The organism is Streptomyces sp. NPDC038135, assembly GCF_055601245.1.
In genome coordinates this window covers 114,591-129,472 of the sequence record NZ_JBVJXS010000013.1, presented here as the reverse complement: position 1 = coordinate 129,472, position 14,882 = coordinate 114,591, and the positions used below count along the sequence as shown (strand labels likewise).

Annotated in this window: 15 protein-coding genes; 6 read left to right on the top strand and 9 right to left on the bottom strand. The window is 74.7% G+C overall.

Annotated elements, in window-relative coordinates; translation table 11 throughout:
• Positions 1–34 precede the first annotated feature (34 nt).
• From ACZ7JA_RS32670 to ACZ7JA_RS32660, 3 genes are all read right to left on the bottom strand, one after another.
• Positions 35–460: an OsmC family protein gene (locus ACZ7JA_RS32670; RefSeq protein WP_199212717.1), complete on the bottom strand. Its 426-nt coding sequence runs from the start codon at positions 458–460 to the stop codon at positions 35–37.
• Positions 461–549: 89 nt separating this feature from the next.
• Positions 550–2,688 (bottom strand): phage holin family protein, encoded by a 2,139-nt coding sequence (locus ACZ7JA_RS32665; RefSeq protein WP_470811981.1) that lies wholly within the window; start codon positions 2,686–2,688, stop codon positions 550–552.
• Positions 2,689–2,807: 119 nt separating this feature from the next.
• Entirely contained in the window at positions 2,808–3,239 is a 432-nt protein-coding gene (locus ACZ7JA_RS32660) for a hypothetical protein (RefSeq protein ID WP_389300930.1), read from the bottom strand.
• A gap of 85 nt (positions 3,240–3,324) precedes the next feature.
• Here ACZ7JA_RS32660 and ACZ7JA_RS32655 point away from each other — a divergent pair, with 85 nt between their 5' ends.
• Positions 3,325–4,098: an MBL fold metallo-hydrolase gene (locus ACZ7JA_RS32655; protein ID WP_351669087.1), complete on the top strand. Its 774-nt coding sequence runs from the start codon at positions 3,325–3,327 to the stop codon at positions 4,096–4,098.
• Positions 4,095–4,739 (top strand): DedA family protein, encoded by a 645-nt coding sequence (locus ACZ7JA_RS32650; RefSeq protein WP_470811979.1) that lies wholly within the window; start codon positions 4,095–4,097, stop codon positions 4,737–4,739. The genes ACZ7JA_RS32655 and ACZ7JA_RS32650 overlap by 4 nt, the downstream gene beginning before the upstream one ends.
• Positions 4,740–4,972: 233 nt before the next feature.
• Here the strand turns inward: ACZ7JA_RS32650 and ACZ7JA_RS32645 are convergent, their stop codons facing one another.
• The 3 genes from ACZ7JA_RS32645 to ACZ7JA_RS32635 all read right to left on the bottom strand — a co-directional run bounded on the left by ACZ7JA_RS32645 (position 4,973) and on the right by ACZ7JA_RS32635 (position 8,328).
• Positions 4,973–6,178: an MBL fold metallo-hydrolase gene (locus tag ACZ7JA_RS32645; RefSeq protein WP_470811977.1), complete on the bottom strand. Its 1,206-nt coding sequence runs from the start codon at positions 6,176–6,178 to the stop codon at positions 4,973–4,975.
• The gene (locus ACZ7JA_RS32640) at positions 6,175–7,431 is read right to left on the bottom strand and encodes an aminotransferase class I/II-fold pyridoxal phosphate-dependent enzyme (protein WP_389453449.1); all 1,257 of its coding nucleotides are present in this window, start codon (positions 7,429–7,431) and stop codon (positions 6,175–6,177) included. Before ACZ7JA_RS32640 ends, ACZ7JA_RS32645 begins: the two co-directional genes overlap by 4 nt.
• 216 nt (positions 7,432–7,647) lie before the next feature.
• The gene (locus ACZ7JA_RS32635; protein WP_470811974.1) at positions 7,648–8,328 is read right to left on the bottom strand and encodes a hypothetical protein; all 681 of its coding nucleotides are present in this window, start codon (positions 8,326–8,328) and stop codon (positions 7,648–7,650) included.
• Positions 8,329–8,582: 254 nt separating this feature from the next.
• On the opposite strand from ACZ7JA_RS32635, the gene ACZ7JA_RS32630 reads away from it, so the two are divergent.
• The 4 genes from ACZ7JA_RS32630 (at position 8,583) to ACZ7JA_RS32615 (ending at position 12,049) form a co-directional block, all read left to right on the top strand.
• Entirely contained in the window at positions 8,583–10,376 is a 1,794-nt protein-coding gene (locus tag ACZ7JA_RS32630; protein ID WP_351668992.1) for a thiamine pyrophosphate-requiring protein, read from the top strand.
• Between the two features lie 93 nt (positions 10,377–10,469).
• Positions 10,470–10,847 carry a DUF2795 domain-containing protein gene (locus ACZ7JA_RS32625; RefSeq protein WP_351668994.1) on the top strand — a complete coding sequence of 126 codons (378 nt, stop codon included), beginning with the start codon at positions 10,470–10,472 and terminating at the stop codon, positions 10,845–10,847.
• Positions 10,844–11,500 carry a diguanylate cyclase gene (locus ACZ7JA_RS32620; protein WP_389301971.1) on the top strand — a complete coding sequence of 219 codons (657 nt, stop codon included), beginning with the start codon at positions 10,844–10,846 and terminating at the stop codon, positions 11,498–11,500. The genes ACZ7JA_RS32625 and ACZ7JA_RS32620 overlap by 4 nt, the downstream gene beginning before the upstream one ends.
• A gap of 6 nt (positions 11,501–11,506) precedes the next feature.
• The gene (locus ACZ7JA_RS32615; RefSeq protein WP_351668998.1) at positions 11,507–12,049 is read left to right on the top strand and encodes a type 1 glutamine amidotransferase domain-containing protein; all 543 of its coding nucleotides are present in this window, start codon (positions 11,507–11,509) and stop codon (positions 12,047–12,049) included.
• Between the two features lie 69 nt (positions 12,050–12,118).
• Here ACZ7JA_RS32615 and ACZ7JA_RS32610 read toward each other — a convergent pair whose 3' ends face one another.
• From ACZ7JA_RS32610 to ACZ7JA_RS32600, 3 genes are all read right to left on the bottom strand, one after another.
• On the bottom strand, positions 12,119–12,376 hold the full coding sequence (locus ACZ7JA_RS32610) for a DUF6158 family protein (RefSeq protein ID WP_351669089.1): 258 nt from the start codon (positions 12,374–12,376) through the stop codon (positions 12,119–12,121).
• 149 nt (positions 12,377–12,525) lie between these two features.
• A complete protein-coding gene (locus ACZ7JA_RS32605; protein WP_470811971.1) occupies positions 12,526–14,145 on the bottom strand; it encodes an ABC-F family ATP-binding cassette domain-containing protein in 1,620 nt (539 codons plus the stop codon).
• 42 nt (positions 14,146–14,187) lie between these two features.
• Positions 14,188–14,841: a histidine phosphatase family protein gene (locus ACZ7JA_RS32600; RefSeq protein ID WP_389301974.1), complete on the bottom strand. Its 654-nt coding sequence runs from the start codon at positions 14,839–14,841 to the stop codon at positions 14,188–14,190.
• Between the last annotated feature and the right edge of the window lie 41 nt (positions 14,842–14,882).

Genomic DNA, 14,882 nt, shown 5'->3' with positions numbered 1-14,882 from the left:
GGTGGGCACGCGGCATCGGCGGGAGGTGCGGGTGTCAGGCCAGCTCGGCCGTCAGGGTGATGGTCGTACCGGTCAGGGCCTGGCTGACCGGGCAGTTCTTCTTGGCGTCCTCGGCCGCCGAGCGGAAGCCGTCCTCGTCCAGGCCCGGCACCTCGCCGCGGACGGTGAGGTGGATGCCGGTGATGCCCTCGCCGGGCTGGAAGGTGACGTCGGCCTTCGTCTCCAGACGGGTGGGCGGAGTGCCGGCGCCGGCCAGACCGTGCGAGAGGGCCATGGAGAAGCAGCTGGAGTGGGCGGCGGCGATCAGCTCCTCGGGGCTGGTCCTGCCGTTCGCCTGCTCGGCGCGCGACGGCCACGACACCGGCTGCTGGCCGATGCCGGAGGAGTCGAAGGTGACGACGCCGTTGCCCTCGAGCAGGTTGCCTTCCCAGACGGTGTGTGCGGTGCGCGTGGTTGCCACGGCTCTTCCTTTCCATGGGGGTCCGAGTTGTTCGGGTACCGCGTCCCATCCGATCACACTCGGGGGCCCCGCACCCCGTCGACGGGCCCCTAGGCGGCCCGCTCCTCCCCGGGGCGCTCCTCTCCCGTGCGCTCCTCGCCGGGGCGCTCGTCCCCGGTGCGCTCGTCCCCGGCGCGCGTGGGGAGCGGCACCTGCGGGCCGTCCACCTCCAGCAGCCAGCGCCGCAGTACGCGGTGCACGTCCTCGGCGCCGGCCGGCTCCTCACCGTCGGCGGCGGGCGCGGACAGGGTGAGCGGGGAGAGCAGGAAGGGCCGGGACTGGGCGCCGCCGAGGCCGCCGTGCGAGCCGATCTGCTCCTCGAACGCGAGGACTTCGCCGTCGGCGGGGTCGTGGAAGGAGTTGACCATGATGTCGGCGGTGTGCGGGAAGGAGTGGGTGCGGCGCACGGCGTCCGCGGCGCCGGGACCGAAGCCGGCCAGCGGGCCGGGCTCCGCGTCCAGGCGGGCCAGCGGGATCTCGGTGCCGTACGGGCCGAGCACCAGGCCGTCGTGCTCCTCGCTGGCGACCAGCAGGAAGCCGATGCCGGGGTGGTTGGCGAGGGTGGTCAGCAGGCCCGGGTGGCGGGCGTCGATCTCCTCGCGGGTCATGCGGTGGGGGACGTCCGGGAAGGACACCAGGCCCAGGTTCCCGGAGGCCAGTACGACGGGGTCGGTGCCCCGTGCGGGACGGTGCCCGTCGCCGTCGGCCTCCTCGGGCCGGCCCAGGGCGGCCCGGACCGCGGCGCGGGCCTCGGCGCCGCTGCGGGTCCGCTCGGCGCGGCGCGGCACGGGCAGTCCGCAGCCGGCCCGGACCAGGTCGCCGAGGGTGAGGCCGTAGCGGGAGCGGAACGTCTCGCCCGGGCTCTGGCCGTGGTCGGACAGGACGACGACGCGGTAGGGGCGCGGCGCGTGCTCGGCGGCCTTCTCGATCAAGGCGAGGGACCGGTCGAGGCGCTGCAGCACCTTCTCGGCGTCCCGGCCGCGCGGCCCGGAGTGGTGGGCGACCTCGTCGTAGGCGACGAGGTCGGCGTAGACGGCGGTGCGGCCGGCGAGCATGTCACCGAGCACGGCGGCGACCACGACGTCGCGCTCGACGACGGTGGCGAAGGCGCGCACGAAGGGGTAGAGGCCGCCGCGGCCGACCCGGGGCCGCTGCCTGCGCAGACGGGCCCGGCTGGACTGGACGATCTCGCGGACCACCTCGGCGACGAAGGACAGGGCCGTGCGCACCGCGTTGGCGGGGTCGGAGAAGTAGGCGAAGTAGCCGGCGCGGGAGCGGTTCTCCCGGCCCCGGCGGCGGATGGCGATGGACAGCACGAGGGCCTGTTCGCCCGCGCCGCCGCTGAACAGGTTGCCGCGGCTGGCGCCGTCCAGGGCGAGCAGTCCCCCGTCGCCGGTCCGCCGCACGGCGCGGCGCTGGAGCTCGGCGGCGCTGGTCGGGCGGTTGCACACCATCACCTCGCCGCGGTCCTTCTCGTACCAGCGGAAGGCGGGCACGTCGAAGGTGCTGCCGTGCAGGATGCCGAGCTGGCTGGCGCCGGTCTGGCTGGACCAGTCGGTGCGCCAGGGGGTGAGCCGGTGGGTGGGCCGCACGCCGTCGGCGGTCGCCAGCCAGCCGGCGACGGTCGGCATCAGACCCCTGCGGACGGCGTCGGTGAGCACGTCGTGGCCGACGCCGTCGAGCTGGACGCAGACCAGGCCGGGGGTGTCCGCGCAGGGCGGCCCGGCTCTTCGGCGCCGGTCGGCGAGGCGCAGCAGGCGGCGGCGGTAGGCGTCGTCGTCGCGTACGGCGAGGGCGGCGCCGGTGGCCGAGGCCACCGCGGACATCACGGCGGCCACCACGACGGCGGTCTCCGGGGCGGCCTCGGGGCGGCCCGAGGGGCTGAGCCACAGGGCGAGCAGCAGCAGCGAGCCGTTGAGGAAGAAGACCAGCAGGCCGAGGACGAGGGCGGGCACGAGCAGCAGCAGCCGGACCAGGAGCGGCCAGACCACGGCCGAGAGCAGTCCGAAGGCCCCGGCGCCGAAGGCGGCGGTGATGGCTATGTGGGTGGCGCTGTCGCCGTCCGCGGACTGGAGCCTGAAGTCGGGCAGCAGACCGGCGAGCACGAGCATGGTGAGCGTCGAGACCGCCCACACCGTGGCGCTCCGTCCGATCTGACTGGCGACCCGCCGCCACCGCACGTCCCGCACGCCCCGCACACCTCACGTCCCGCCCCGCTCGACCTGGCCGGGCCCCGGCTCCCACCTTGTCACACCGGGCCGGGCGCCTCCGGAGGGGGCGCGGCGCCGTGGGAGCGGCACCGGCGTCGTCAGCGCCCGTCGTAGCCGGCGGTCGGCATCGACAGCCTGCGGTGCACCCGTGCCTTCATCTGCGCGTCGTACGACGGTTCGGCCCGCCCCACCGTCTCCACGCGCACCCCGCGCCGCGCGCACTCGGCGGTGAACTCCTCCACGGAGGAGAGGGCGCGCTCCAGCACGCGCCGGCTGGGGGCGACGAAGACGTCCACCCCGGGCCGCACACCGTCCCACAGTGCGCAATGGTCGAAACGCAGTCCGCCGACGAGAAGTTCCCGCGCGACGACGTAACCGCGCTCCGCCGCCCAGCGGGCGCACATGGCGTGCTGGCTGCGGGAGTCCACCAGGAAGGGGTCGGCCTCCAGTTCCTCCAGAGGCGTCAGGCTCGCGATGGCGGTGACCCGCACCGGCGCGACCCCGCCGGAGGCAACCCGTAGCTGTCCCATGGCGTCCCCCTCACCTCCGGGTTTCGCCAGCGACCCTACTCCTGCCCGTAGGCTTCGGGGGAGTCGCGTGAAGGAGGCGAAGGAGGTGCCGGTGGAGATCACCTGGTGGGGGCACGCCACCTGCACACTCGAGGACGCGAACATACGCGTGATCACCGATCCGCTGTTCGCGACCCGGCTCGCGCACCTGCGCCGCCGCCGGGGCGCGGTGCCGCCCGCCGAGGCCCGCCGCGCGGACCTCGCGCTGGTGTCCCATCTGCACGCCGACCACCTGCATCCGCCGTCGCTGGCCGCGCTCGCCCCGGGCACGCGCCTGCTCGTGCCCCGGGGCGCACCACGGGCGGTACCCGGACTGCGCCGGCTACGGCATCTGCGGATCACCGAGGTGGCGCCCGGGGACGAGGTGGGGGTCGGGGATCTGCGGGTCCGGGTGGTGCCCGCGCGGCACGACGGGCGGCGGCTGCCGGTCGGCCCGCACCGCTCGCCGGCGCTCGGATACGTCGTCACGGGTGAGACGCGCACCTACTTCGCCGGGGACACCGGGCTGTTCGACGACATGGCCGAGCAGGTGGGACCGGTGGACACCGCGCTGCTTCCGGTGGGCGGCTGGGGTCCCTTCCTCGGGCCGGGGCACCTGGACGCGGGGCGGGCGGCGCAGGCGCTGGCCCGGCTGGCGCCCCGCGCCGCGGTGCCGGTGCACTACGGCACGTACTGGCCGATCGGCATGGACGCCGTGCGCCCGCACGAATTCCACGCGCCGGGCGACGAGTTCGTGCGCCTGGCGGCAGCGGCCGCGCCGGACGTGGCGGTGCACAAGCTGGGCCACGGGGAGCGGGTGCGGTTGGAGGTCGCCCGGTGAGATGGCTGGCGGACGCGGTGACGCTGGCCGCCGCCTCGGCGCGGTCCGTGCCGCCGGAGTCCACACAGCAGGCGCTCGGCTATCCCTCGCTGTTCCTGCTCGTGCTGATCGGGGCGCTGGTCCCGGTGGTGCCGACCGGCGCCCTGGTGAGCACGGCGGCGGTGGTGGCGTTCCATCAGACGGCGCCGTTCTCCATGCTGCTGGTGTTCGTCACGGCCTCCCTGGCGGCCTTCCTGGGGGACGCGGCGCTGTACTGGCTGGGGCGGCGCGGGCTGGGGTCGAAGAACGGCTCGCGCTGGCTGGAGGCGATCCGCTCGCGGGCGCCGGAGGAACGCCTCGAACAGGCGCAGGACAAGCTGGCCGAGCACGGGGTCGCCGTACTCGTGCTGTCCCGGCTCGTGCCCGCGGGGCGGATACCGGTGATGCTGGCCTGCCTGCTGGCCGAGTGGCCGCTGCGGCGGTTCTCCCGGGGCAACCTGCCGGCCTGTCTGGCGTGGGCGCTGACGTACCAGGTGATCGGGATCCTGGGGGGCTCCCTCTTCCCGGAGCCCTGGGAGGGGGTGGCAGCGGCGGTGGCGCTGACCCTGCTGATCGGCGCCGCGCCGAGTGCCGTGAAGCGTCTTCGCGGGAGCGAGCGCTAGGCCGTGTCCGCAAAGTCGCGTCTGCGTCGCGACGCCCGGCACGCACTCTCGTCGCACCGGCCGAAAGCCCGAGTACACCCAGTACGAGGGCATCCGGCCGGCACTCCCCCAGCCTTCGGCCGGGGGGACCCCCAGAGCACGCACCGGACGCCGCGACGCCCGCCCTGCGGGCGAACGACGCGACTTCGCGGACACGACCTAGCCGGCGGGCGCCGGCCACGGGCGGGCCGGGCTCACTCGAGCACGCGCGAACCCCCCACCGGGAGGTCCCACAGGTCCTCGCGCTCCAGACCCGCCTTCTCCCAGGCCGCGCGCACCCGGGTCAGCGGCTCCAGGACCGGCTCGGCCGACAGCACGAACGTGCCCCAGTGCATCGGGGCCATTCTGCGCGCCCCCAGGTCCAGGGTGGCCCGTACCGCCTCCTCCGGGTCGCAGTGGACGTCGCTGAGCCACCAGCGGGGGTCGTAGGCGCCGATGGGCATCAGGGCGAGGTCGATCCCCGGGTAGCGGCGGCCTATGCGGGAGAACCAGTGGCCGTAACCGGTGTCGCCGGCGAAGTAGAGGCGCTGTCCGTCCGGGTCGGTGAGGACCCAGCCGCCCCAGAGGCTGTGGCAGGTGTCGGTGAGGGTGCGCTTGGACCAGTGGTGCGCGGGCACGAAGTCGAAGCGGACGCCGGACAGTTCGGCGCCCTCCCACCAGTCCAGCTCGGTGACGCGGGTGAACCGGCGCCGCTGGAACCAGCGGCCGAGACCGGCGGGCACGAACACCGGGACGTCGCGCGGGAGCCGGCTCAGGGTGGGGGCGTCCAGGTGGTCGTAGTGGTTGTGGCTGATGACGACCGCGTCGACGCGCCGCAGGTCCTCCCAGGGGACGCCGACCGGCGTGATGCGGGCCGGGGTGCCGAGGATGCGCCGGGACCACACCGGGTCGGTCAGGACGGTCAGCCCGCCGGCCCGGACGATCCAACTCGCGTGCCCCGCCCAGGTGACGGCGAGGGTGCCGGCGCCCACGCTCGGCAGCGGGCCGGGGGCGTACGGGACACGGCGGACGTCGGCGAGGCCCTCGGGACCGGGGCGCACGGAGCCCTCGCGGGCGAAGCGGGCGAGCGCCTTGAGGCCGGGCAGGGGCGCGGTGAGCCGGTCGTGGAAGGTACGCGGCCACACCCGGCGCTCGCCCAGCGGCCGGGGCTCGGCGAGCGGCGGGAACGGGGGCGCGAGCGGGGTGCGGGGCGCGCGGGCGCCGGTCGCGCGCCCCGCCGGGTCCGCCGCGGCCGGGGCGGTTCTGGTGGGCGTGGCGGCAGCCGTGCCGGCGGAGGTTGCGGAGGGCGTGGCGGCAGCCGTGCCGGCGGAGGCCGCCGAGGGCGTGGCGGTCGCCGTGTCGGCGGAGGCCGTCAGGGACGTCGTGGCGGTGGACCCGGGCTCATGCGTCTGCTGCGTCATCGAGGAGGCTCCCGTCGCTGAGCGTCGTCGCGGAGGCCGTCGAAGGCCGACCTCAAGGAGATCAACGCCTGGTGCACGTGTGGCAGTTCCAACGGTGAGGGTGACGTGAGGGATTCCGTGCGTTCCTCGTCCGCGCCGCCCAGCAGGGGCCCCGTGGCGAGCCGCACCCGCAGCTCGCCGAGGGCGTCGCCGAAGCGGTGGCCGCCGGGCGCGGGCATGCCGAGCCGGGCGGTGAGGAAGTCCTCGAGTTCCTGTGCGTCCGTCACACCCCGGCGGGCGAGCGCGTCGCCGAGCGGCGCGAGGTCGGCGTACAGGTGGCGGCCGGCCTGCGGTGGCCGGGCGAGCGCGCCGGCCGAGACGACCGCGGCGTGCGCGGCGGCGGCCACGCGCGCGTGCAGGCGTACGGCGGCCTCGCGGCGCTCCGTGACGGGCGCGGGCTCGTCCAGGGCGTATCCGGCCGCGGCGGCGACGGGCGCGGCGACCCGGGCGTCGAGGGCGGTGAGGATGTCGAGCACGCGCGCGTGGAGCCGCTCCCCCGCCGCTCCGGAGGGCACGCGCGCGACGGCGGCGGGCCAGCCGGGCGGCAGCAGGGCGCCGGCCAGGTCGGTGACGACGGTGACCCGGTCGGGCAGCATCTCGGCCGGGCTGAGCAGGACGGTGCCGTGCGGGTCGTGCAGCGTGTCGCGCCAGGTCTCGTCGCTGACCAGGTGCAGGCCCTCGGCGACGGCCGCCTCGACGGTCTCGTGCAGCAGTTCGGGCGGGGCGACGGTGGCGGTGGGGTCGTCGGCGACGGACAGCACCAGCAGCCGGGGATCGCCGCCCTCGGCGCGGACCCGGCGCACGGTCTCCAGCAGGGCGTAGAGGTCGGGGACGCCGCCGCTCTCGGCCGGGGTGGGCACGTGGAACACGGGTCTGCCGAGCAGCCGGGCGTAGGGTGCCCACCAGGCGGCGCAGGGGCGGGGCACCAGCACGTCGCCGCCGTCCCCGGCGAGCGCGGCGGTCACGGCGAGCAGCAGGGCGGGGGCGCCGGGGCCCGCGGCCACCCGGTCGGGAACGCAGGCCAGGCCGCGCCGGGTCCAGTAGCCGCAGGCCGCCTCCAGCAGGGCGGGGGAACCGCCGACCGGCTGGGCCTCCGCGCGGCCCGCCGCGGCGGCGAGGACGGCGGCGAGATCCGGCAGCACGGGCAGGCCGTCGCCGGGCAGCGGGGGCCCGTAGCGGACGGGACCGTGCCCCTCCGGGTCCGTGCGCCGCATGTCCGCCTCCGCGCTGTCGTGGTGCCGTCCGCCGGTCCGTACGGTCCGTGCTCTCCTCCGCCGGCCGTCACCACCGGCTCTCCGGCGGCTCCGGTGGGGCGGGCCGTGCGTCCGGGGCCCGCGGACGGTGCCCTCGGCTGGGTGTGTACCCGCCGGACGGCCCGCCATGACGGGTGATCGCGGTCGTTCCCGTCACAGTGCCGGGCCGGCCCGGCGTCAGCCGCCCGCCGTCCGTCGGCGGCCCAGAAGCCGGTAGCCCGCGCCGGCGCAGGCGGCGGCGATCAGCACACCGCCCGCGACCAGGGCCGGTACCGAGTCGCCGAAGGCGCCTCCCTGTCCCGCCTGCACCCCGTGCTCCACCTGCGCCGGCGGGCAGTCGTCGTTCCCGCCGGACGCCCGGCAGCCGTCCGAGCCGCCGTCCTCACACGCCTCCGCCTTGTCGCACCCCTGGCCCTGCCCCTGCCCCTGACTCTGACCCTGGCTCTGACCCTGCCCCTCGCCCTGGACCTGTCCGTCGCCTTGCTCCTGTCCCTGCCACAGTCCGTCTGCCGTGCTCAGCCCCTGCTGCTGGTCCGCCAGCCCCTGGTCCTCCCCCAGCGCCTCCCCGTCCGGGTCCGCCTCCCCCGGTACGAGGGTCTGGCCGAACTCCTGCTGCGGCGCCGGGGTCTGCCGCCCGTCCACCGAGGGGCACACCCCTCCGGGGACGGCGCCCGCGCCGGTGCCGCCGACGCAGGGCGCGGGCACCGTCACCGGACCGGGCACGGTGAGCGGGGCCTCGGACCGCACGGGTCCGGGGCTCTCGACGGCCCCGGAATCCGCGGACGCGGCCGGCCCGGTCATGACGAGCGCGGCGCCGGCCAGGACGGCGACGGACAGGGCACGGGCGGTGCGGCGCATGGGACGGGCTCCTCGGCGAAACGGGGTCGGCGGTCGGCGGGGCACGGCTGGTGCCCTCGACTGCCATCAGAGCCCGCCCGGCGCCGTACCGCGCGCGGCCGGACCCCATTCGCAGGACCCCGGAGGGCCGGGCGGGTGACGCTTCCCGCCGGCCCCCAAGCCCGCGCCCGCGACAGGTTTTCGGCACCCGCCGCAGGTCACTCGGCAGGTAGTGAACGGATGTCCGTCACCAACCGCACCGGGAGGACCCCTCCATGAGCAGCAAGGTCTCCGACCACATCCTCGAGCGGCTGCGCGCCTGGGGCGTGGAACAGGTCTTCGGCTATCCCGGAGACGGCATCAACGGGCTGCTCGCCGCCTGGGGCCGGGCGGAGGACCGGCCCCGCTTCATCCAGTCCCGCCACGAGGAGATGTCCGCCTTCGAGGCGGTCGGGTACGCCAAGTTCAGCGGCCGGATCGGGGTGTGCGCGGCCACCTCGGGGCCCGGCGCGATCCACCTGCTGAACGGCCTGTACGACGCCAAGCTGGACCACGTCCCGGTGCTGGCGATCGTCGGCCAGACCAACCGGACCGCGATCGGCGGCTCCTACCAGCAGGAAGTCGATCTGCACACGCTGTACAAGGACGTCGCCTCGGAGTTCGTCGAGACGGTGATGGTGCCCGAGCAGCTGCCGAACGTGCTGGACCGGGCGATCCGCACCGCCTACGCCCGGCGCTGCCCCACGGCGATCATCATCCCGGGCGACGTGCAGGAACTGGACTACTCGCCGCCGACGCACGAGTTCAAGATGGTGCCGTCCAGCCTGGGGATGAGCGACTACACCTCGACCCCGACGGACGACGCGCTGCGCCGGGCGGCGGACGTCCTGAACGCCGGTGACAAGCCGGCGATCCTGATCGGGCAGGGCGCCGCCGGCGCGGTCGCGGAGGTGCGGGAGATCGCCGAACTGCTCGGCGCGGGCGTGGCCAAGGCGCTGCTCGGCAAGGACGTCCTCAGCGACGAGCTGCCGTACGTCACCGGGCCGATCGGGCTGCTGGGCAGCAGGCCGTCGTACGAGCTGATGCGGGACTGCGACACGCTGCTGACCATCGGTTCCTCGTTCCCGTACACGCAGTTCATGCCGGAGTTCGGCAAGGCGCGCGGGGTGCAGATCGACATCGACCCGCACATGGTCGGCATGCGTTACCCGTACGAGGTGAACCTCGTGGGCGACGCCCGGGCCACGCTGCGGCGGCTGATCCCGCTGCTGGAAACCGACCGGGGCGGACGCGAGTGGCACGACACCGTGTGCGACAACGTCAAGCGCTGGCACGACACGATGGAGCGGCGGGCCGGTCTGACGGCCGACCCGATCAACCCCGAGTACGTGGCGCGGGCGCTCGACCCGCTGCTGCCGGACGACGTGATCCTCACGTCGGACTCCGGTTCGGTCGCCAACTGGTACGCGCGGCACATCACGATGCGGCCGGGCATGCGCGGTTCGCTGTCCGGGACGCTCGCGACGATGGGCCCGGGCGTGCCCTACGCGATCGGCGCCAAGTTCGCCCATCCGGACCGGCCGGTGGTCGCGCTGGTCGGTGACGGCGCGATGCAGATGAACGGGCTGGCGGAGATGATCACCGCCGCAAAGTACCGGGACCGCTGGTCCGATCCGCGGCTGGTGGTGGGCGTCTGGAACAACCGCGACCTGAACCAGGTGACCTGGGAGATGCGCGCGATGGAGGGCTCCCCGTCGTTCCTTCCGTCGCAGGAGATCCCCGACGTGCAGTACGCGGCGTTCGCCCGCACCCTCGGCCTGACCGGGATCCGGGTGGAGAAGCCCGAGGAGGTCGAGTCGGCCTGGCGCGCGGCGCTGGAGGCCGACGGTCCGGCCGTGGTCGAGTTCGTCACCGACCCCGCCGTACCGCCCATCCCGCCGCACGCCTCGTGGGAGCAGATGGAGGCGACGGCCAAGTCGATCCTGAAGGGCGACGCCGACCGGGGATCGATGATCAAGCGGGGGCTGAAGGCAAAGGTGCAGGAGTTCCTGCCGGGTGACAAGAAGTGACCGGGACAGACGGTCACGAAGTGCCGGGAAGCCCGTGTCGGCCGGCGGCCGGCGGGTACGCGGTGCGGACCTTCGACCCTCTGGAGGGAGAACATGCAGCGAGGCAGTGACCGACTGAGCGTCCACCGGGACGACGAGATGAAACACGAGCTGCAGGGCCTGCTCAGGTCCGGGCGCCCGACGCGCACCGAGGAGTGGCACGACCCGGAGCCCACCGCGGACGACGACCCGGAGGTGTGGGCCGGGCCCGTGGCGCCGGGGCAGTCGGGCGCGTCGCTGGAGAAGGTGCGGCTTGAGCTGGCGCGGCACCTGGGACGGCACGCCTTCCCGGCCAGCGCGGGTGAGCTGGCGCGGGCGCTGCGCCGCGGCAACGCCCCCGGGGCGATGATCGACGCGGTGGCGGGACTGAGCCGCTCGAACCGCTACGAGAACGTGCAGCAACTGGCCGAGGCGCTGGTGGGCGGCGCATGAGCCAGGGCCAGGCGGCCGAGATCGCCGCGAGTGGCGCCACCGGCGACGTCGGCGACGCCACGACGCGGTTCCTGCTGTACGGGCTGCTGCCCGGCTGGTTCGTGCCGGGACTGGCCGACTGGGCGATGCACCGGCGCACTCGGATCGAGGACACCGCGGGGACGAAGGAGTCCCTGATCCATTCGCTGATGATGGCGGAGATCGGCATGCCCATCGTGCTGACCCTGCGCTACGAGATCAACCCGCTGCTGCTGTCCCTGCAACTGGGCGCGGCGGCGGTGCACGAGGCGACCGCGCTGTGGGACGTCCGTACGGCGGTGGACAGCGACCGCGAGGTCAGGCCCGTCGAGCAGCACATCCACAGCTTCCTGGAGTCGCTCCCGTTCGGCGCGCTGACCTCGCTGATGTGCCTGCACGCCGACCAGGTGCGCTCGCTGCTGCGGCGCGGCCGCGGCGACCCGGACGCCTGGCGTCTGGTGCGGCGCCGGCGCCCGCTGTCGGCGGGCTATCTGGCCGGCGTCGGCCTCGCGGTCGGCGCGTGCGTGCTGCTGCCGTACGGCGAGGAACTGCTGCGCTGCCGGCGGGCGGCCGGGGCGAGGAAGCGGCGCGCCCGGGCCGAGAAGGCCGTTTTCGGTGTTACGGAAGGAAAGTGAGGCAAGATGCGTATCGCGTTTCTGGTGGCTCCCGAGGGTGTCGAGCAGGTCGAGCTGACCGAGCCGTGGAAGGCCGCCTCCGACGGCGGGCACGAGCCGGTGCTGGTGTCGACCGCGTCCGGCAAGATCCAGGCGTTCAACCATCTGGACAAGGCCGACACGTTCCCCGTGGACGAGGTGGTCGGCGAGACGTCGGCCAACGGGTTCGGCGCGCTCGTGCTGCCCGGCGGGGTCGCCAACCCGGACTTCCTGCGGATGGACGACAAGGCCGTCGGGTTCGTCAAGGAGTTCTTCGAGCAGGGCAAGCCGGTCGCCGCGATCTGCCACGCGCCGTGGACGCTGGTCGAGGCGGACGTCGTGCGGGGCCGGGAGCTGACCTCGTGGCCCAGCCTGCGGACCGACATCCGCAACGCGGGCGGCACCTGGGTCGACGAGCAGGTCAAGATCTGCGACCACGGCTCCAACAAGCTGGTGACCAGCCGCAAGCCGGACGACCTGAAGGCGTTCTGCGACGCGTTCCTGCACGTGTTCGCCGGTGAGGCGGGCTGAGCCCGTCACCCGCCCGGAACGTGGGAGGGCCGGCCCGTACGGGCCGGCCCTCCCACGCGGTCGTGAGGATCAGGTGCCGGAGGCGCCCGGGGTCACCGTCTCGCCGCAGCAGCGCTCACGGGCGCCCTCGCGGGTGCGGCCCGCGCTCACCAGGCGGCGCGGGTTGCGGCGCAGGTACTCGCCCTCGAGCTGCGCCATCCGCTCGTTGTGGGCCCGCAGCGCGTCGTTGGAGCCGTACAGCAGGGTGTCGTGGCGCGTGCGGTGGATCGTCTCCAGCTCTTTCATGAGCTGCTGGTCGTCCAGTCGGCTGGGCTCGACTCCGGTCATGGTGGTGCCCCGCTCGTCGTGGTCGTCTCTGCGGTCCGGGTACCCGTCCGGACGCGCCGCACCCGGGGTTTCCCGGAGGAAGCCGGGGATCCGGCGTTCCTGCCTCCACTGTACGAACATCCCGGCCAGCGGGCCTGTCGCATACGTCCTCAGCGGGCGCGCTCCACCCGGCGCTCGTCCCAGACCGGCTCGGAGGTCTCGCGGACGCGGCCGTCGCTGCCGAACACCAGGAACCGGTCGAAGGAGCGGGCGAACCAGCGGTCGTGGGTGACCGCGAGGACGGTGCCCTCGAACGCCTCCAGGCCTTCCTGGAGCGCCTCGGCGGACTCCAGGTCGAGGTTGTCGGTGGGCTCGTCCAGCAGCAGGGCGGTAACACCCTCCAGTTCCAGCAGCAGGATCTGGAAGCGGGCCTGCTGGCCGCCGGAGAGCCGGTCGAAGTACTGCTCCGCCTGGCCGGTCAGCTCGTAGCGGCGCAGCCGTGACATGGCGGCGCCCCGGTCCTGGGCGTGCTCCTTCCAGAGGATGTCCAGCAGGGTGCGGCCGGCGAGTTCGGGGTGGGCGTGGGTCTGCGCGAAGTGGCCGGGCACCACCCGGGCGCCGAGCTTCCACTGACCCGTGTGGGCCACCTCCTGGCCGGCCAGGAGCCGCAGGAAGTGCGACTTGCCGGAGCCGTTGGAGCCGAGCACGGCGACCCGCTCGCCGTAGAAGACCTCCAGGTCGAAGGGCTTCATCAGGCCGGTCAGTTCGAGACCGGCGCAGGTGACGGCGCGCACGCCGGTACGGCCGCCCTTCAGGCGCATCCTGATGTCCTGCTCGCGCGGCGGCTCGGGCGGCGGTCCGGCCTCCTCGAACTTGCGCAGCCTGGTCTGCGCGGCCTGGTAGCGGGAGGCCATCTCGTGGCTGACGGAGGCGGCCTGGCGGAGGTTGATCACGAGCTTCTTGAGCTGGGCGTGCTTCTCGTCCCAGCGGCGGCGCAGTTCCTCGAAGCGGGCGAAGCGCTCGCGGCGCGCGTCGTGGTAGGTGGCGAAGCCGCCGCCGTGCACCCAGGCGTCGGCGCCGGCCGGGCCCGGTTCCACGGAGACGATCCGCTCGGCGGCGCGGGCGAGGAGTTCCCGGTCGTGGGAGACGAACAGCACCGTCTTGCGGGTCTCCCGCAGCTGCTCCTCAAGCCAGCGCTTGCCGGGCACGTCGAGGTAGTTGTCCGGCTCGTCCAGCAGCAGCACCTCGTCGGTGCCGCGCAGCAGCGCCTCCAGGACGAGGCGTTTCTGCTCGCCGCCGGAGAGGGTGCGCACCTGCCGCCACTGGGCCCGCTCGTACGGCATGCCGAGGGCCGCGGTGGTGCACATGTCCCACAGCGTCTCGGCCTCGTAGCCGCGTGCCTCGGCCCAGTCGGAGAGGGCCTGCGCGTAGCCGAGCTGGGCGCCCTCGTCGTCGACGGTCATGATGGCGTGCTCGGCCCGGTCGACGGCCCGCGCCGCCTCGCGGATACGGGGCGGGGCGACGGAGACGAGCAGGTCGCGCACGGTCGTCTCGTCCCGTACGGAGCCGACGAACTGGCGCATCACGCCGAGGCCGCCGCTGACGGTCACCGTGCCGCCGTGCGGTTTCAGCTCTCCGGAGATCAGCCGGAGCAGCGTCGTCTTGCCGGCGCCGTTGGGGCCGACCAGGGCGACGGCCGCCCCCTCGCCGACCCGGAAGGAGACATCGCCGAGCAGCGTCCTGCCGTCGGGGAGGTGGTACTCGAGGTGCGCGGCTTCCAGATGTCCCATGAGGAGGCATTCTGTGGGCCGCCCGGGGGCCGGGGCAAACCGTTATCCGGCGTCCACCGGTTCGCCCGCCGGGCCGCCCTCCCCGGCCGGTTCCACCGCCGCGCCCTCCCAGGCCAGCGCCTTCCACCCGTCGGACGGCGAACCCTCCAGGACGACGACGCCGGTGTTGCGCAGGGGGCGGGCCGCCGCGTACGCGACGTCCACGTTGCCGGCCCGGGCCGCGGTCCACAGGCGGATCGCGGCGCCGTGGCTGATCATGGCGACGGTCGCCGCGCCGCCGGCGGCAGCCTCGGCGACCACGGCGTCGTACCGGGCGAGGGTCTCCTCGCCGTTCTCCCCGCCGGGGATGCGCGGCGCGGTGTCCCCGGCGGCCCAGGCGAACACCGTGCGCAGGTAGCGGGCGCCCAGCGGGGAGTCGCCCGGCAGCATCTCCAGGTCGCCGGCGGTCACCTCGCGGATGCCGTCCCGGACGATCGGCTCCAGGCCCCGGGCGGCGGCCAGCGGGGCCGCGGTCAGCCGGGTGCGCAGCAGGGTGGAGACGTAGACGGCCTCGATGTCCTCGTCCGCGAGCGCCCGGGGCAGTTCGGCGGCCTGCCGCTCGCCGAGCGGGGTGAGCCCCGGGCCGGGTACGGCGGTGTCCAGCAGCCGGTCCACGTTGGACGGGGTCTGGCCGTGGCGAACCAGGAGCAGGCGCATCCGGGTCGTCTCCTCACGCGCCCGTCGGACGGACCGGTGAC

Coding starts and splice junctions, on each gene's coding strand:
- ACZ7JA_RS32660 (WP_389300930.1), bottom strand. CDS start 3,239: ATGGGACAGCTACGGGTTGCCTCCGGCGGGGTCGCGCCGGTGCGGGTC.
- ACZ7JA_RS32645 (WP_470811977.1), bottom strand. CDS start 6,178: ATGACGCAGCAGACGCATGAGCCCGGGTCCACCGCCACGACGTCCCTG.
- ACZ7JA_RS32640 (WP_389453449.1), bottom strand. CDS start 7,431: ATGCGGCGCACGGACCCGGAGGGGCACGGTCCCGTCCGCTACGGGCCC.
- ACZ7JA_RS32635 (WP_470811974.1), bottom strand. CDS start 8,328: ATGCGCCGCACCGCCCGTGCCCTGTCCGTCGCCGTCCTGGCCGGCGCC.
- ACZ7JA_RS32630 (WP_351668992.1), top strand. CDS start 8,583: ATGAGCAGCAAGGTCTCCGACCACATCCTCGAGCGGCTGCGCGCCTGG.
- ACZ7JA_RS32625 (WP_351668994.1), top strand. CDS start 10,470: ATGCAGCGAGGCAGTGACCGACTGAGCGTCCACCGGGACGACGAGATG.
- ACZ7JA_RS32620 (WP_389301971.1), top strand. CDS start 10,844: ATGAGCCAGGGCCAGGCGGCCGAGATCGCCGCGAGTGGCGCCACCGGC.
- ACZ7JA_RS32615 (WP_351668998.1), top strand. CDS start 11,507: ATGCGTATCGCGTTTCTGGTGGCTCCCGAGGGTGTCGAGCAGGTCGAG.
- ACZ7JA_RS32610 (WP_351669089.1), bottom strand. CDS start 12,376: ATGACCGGAGTCGAGCCCAGCCGACTGGACGACCAGCAGCTCATGAAA.
- ACZ7JA_RS32605 (WP_470811971.1), bottom strand. CDS start 14,145: ATGGGACATCTGGAAGCCGCGCACCTCGAGTACCACCTCCCCGACGGC.
- ACZ7JA_RS32600 (WP_389301974.1), bottom strand. CDS start 14,841: ATGCGCCTGCTCCTGGTTCGCCACGGCCAGACCCCGTCCAACGTGGAC.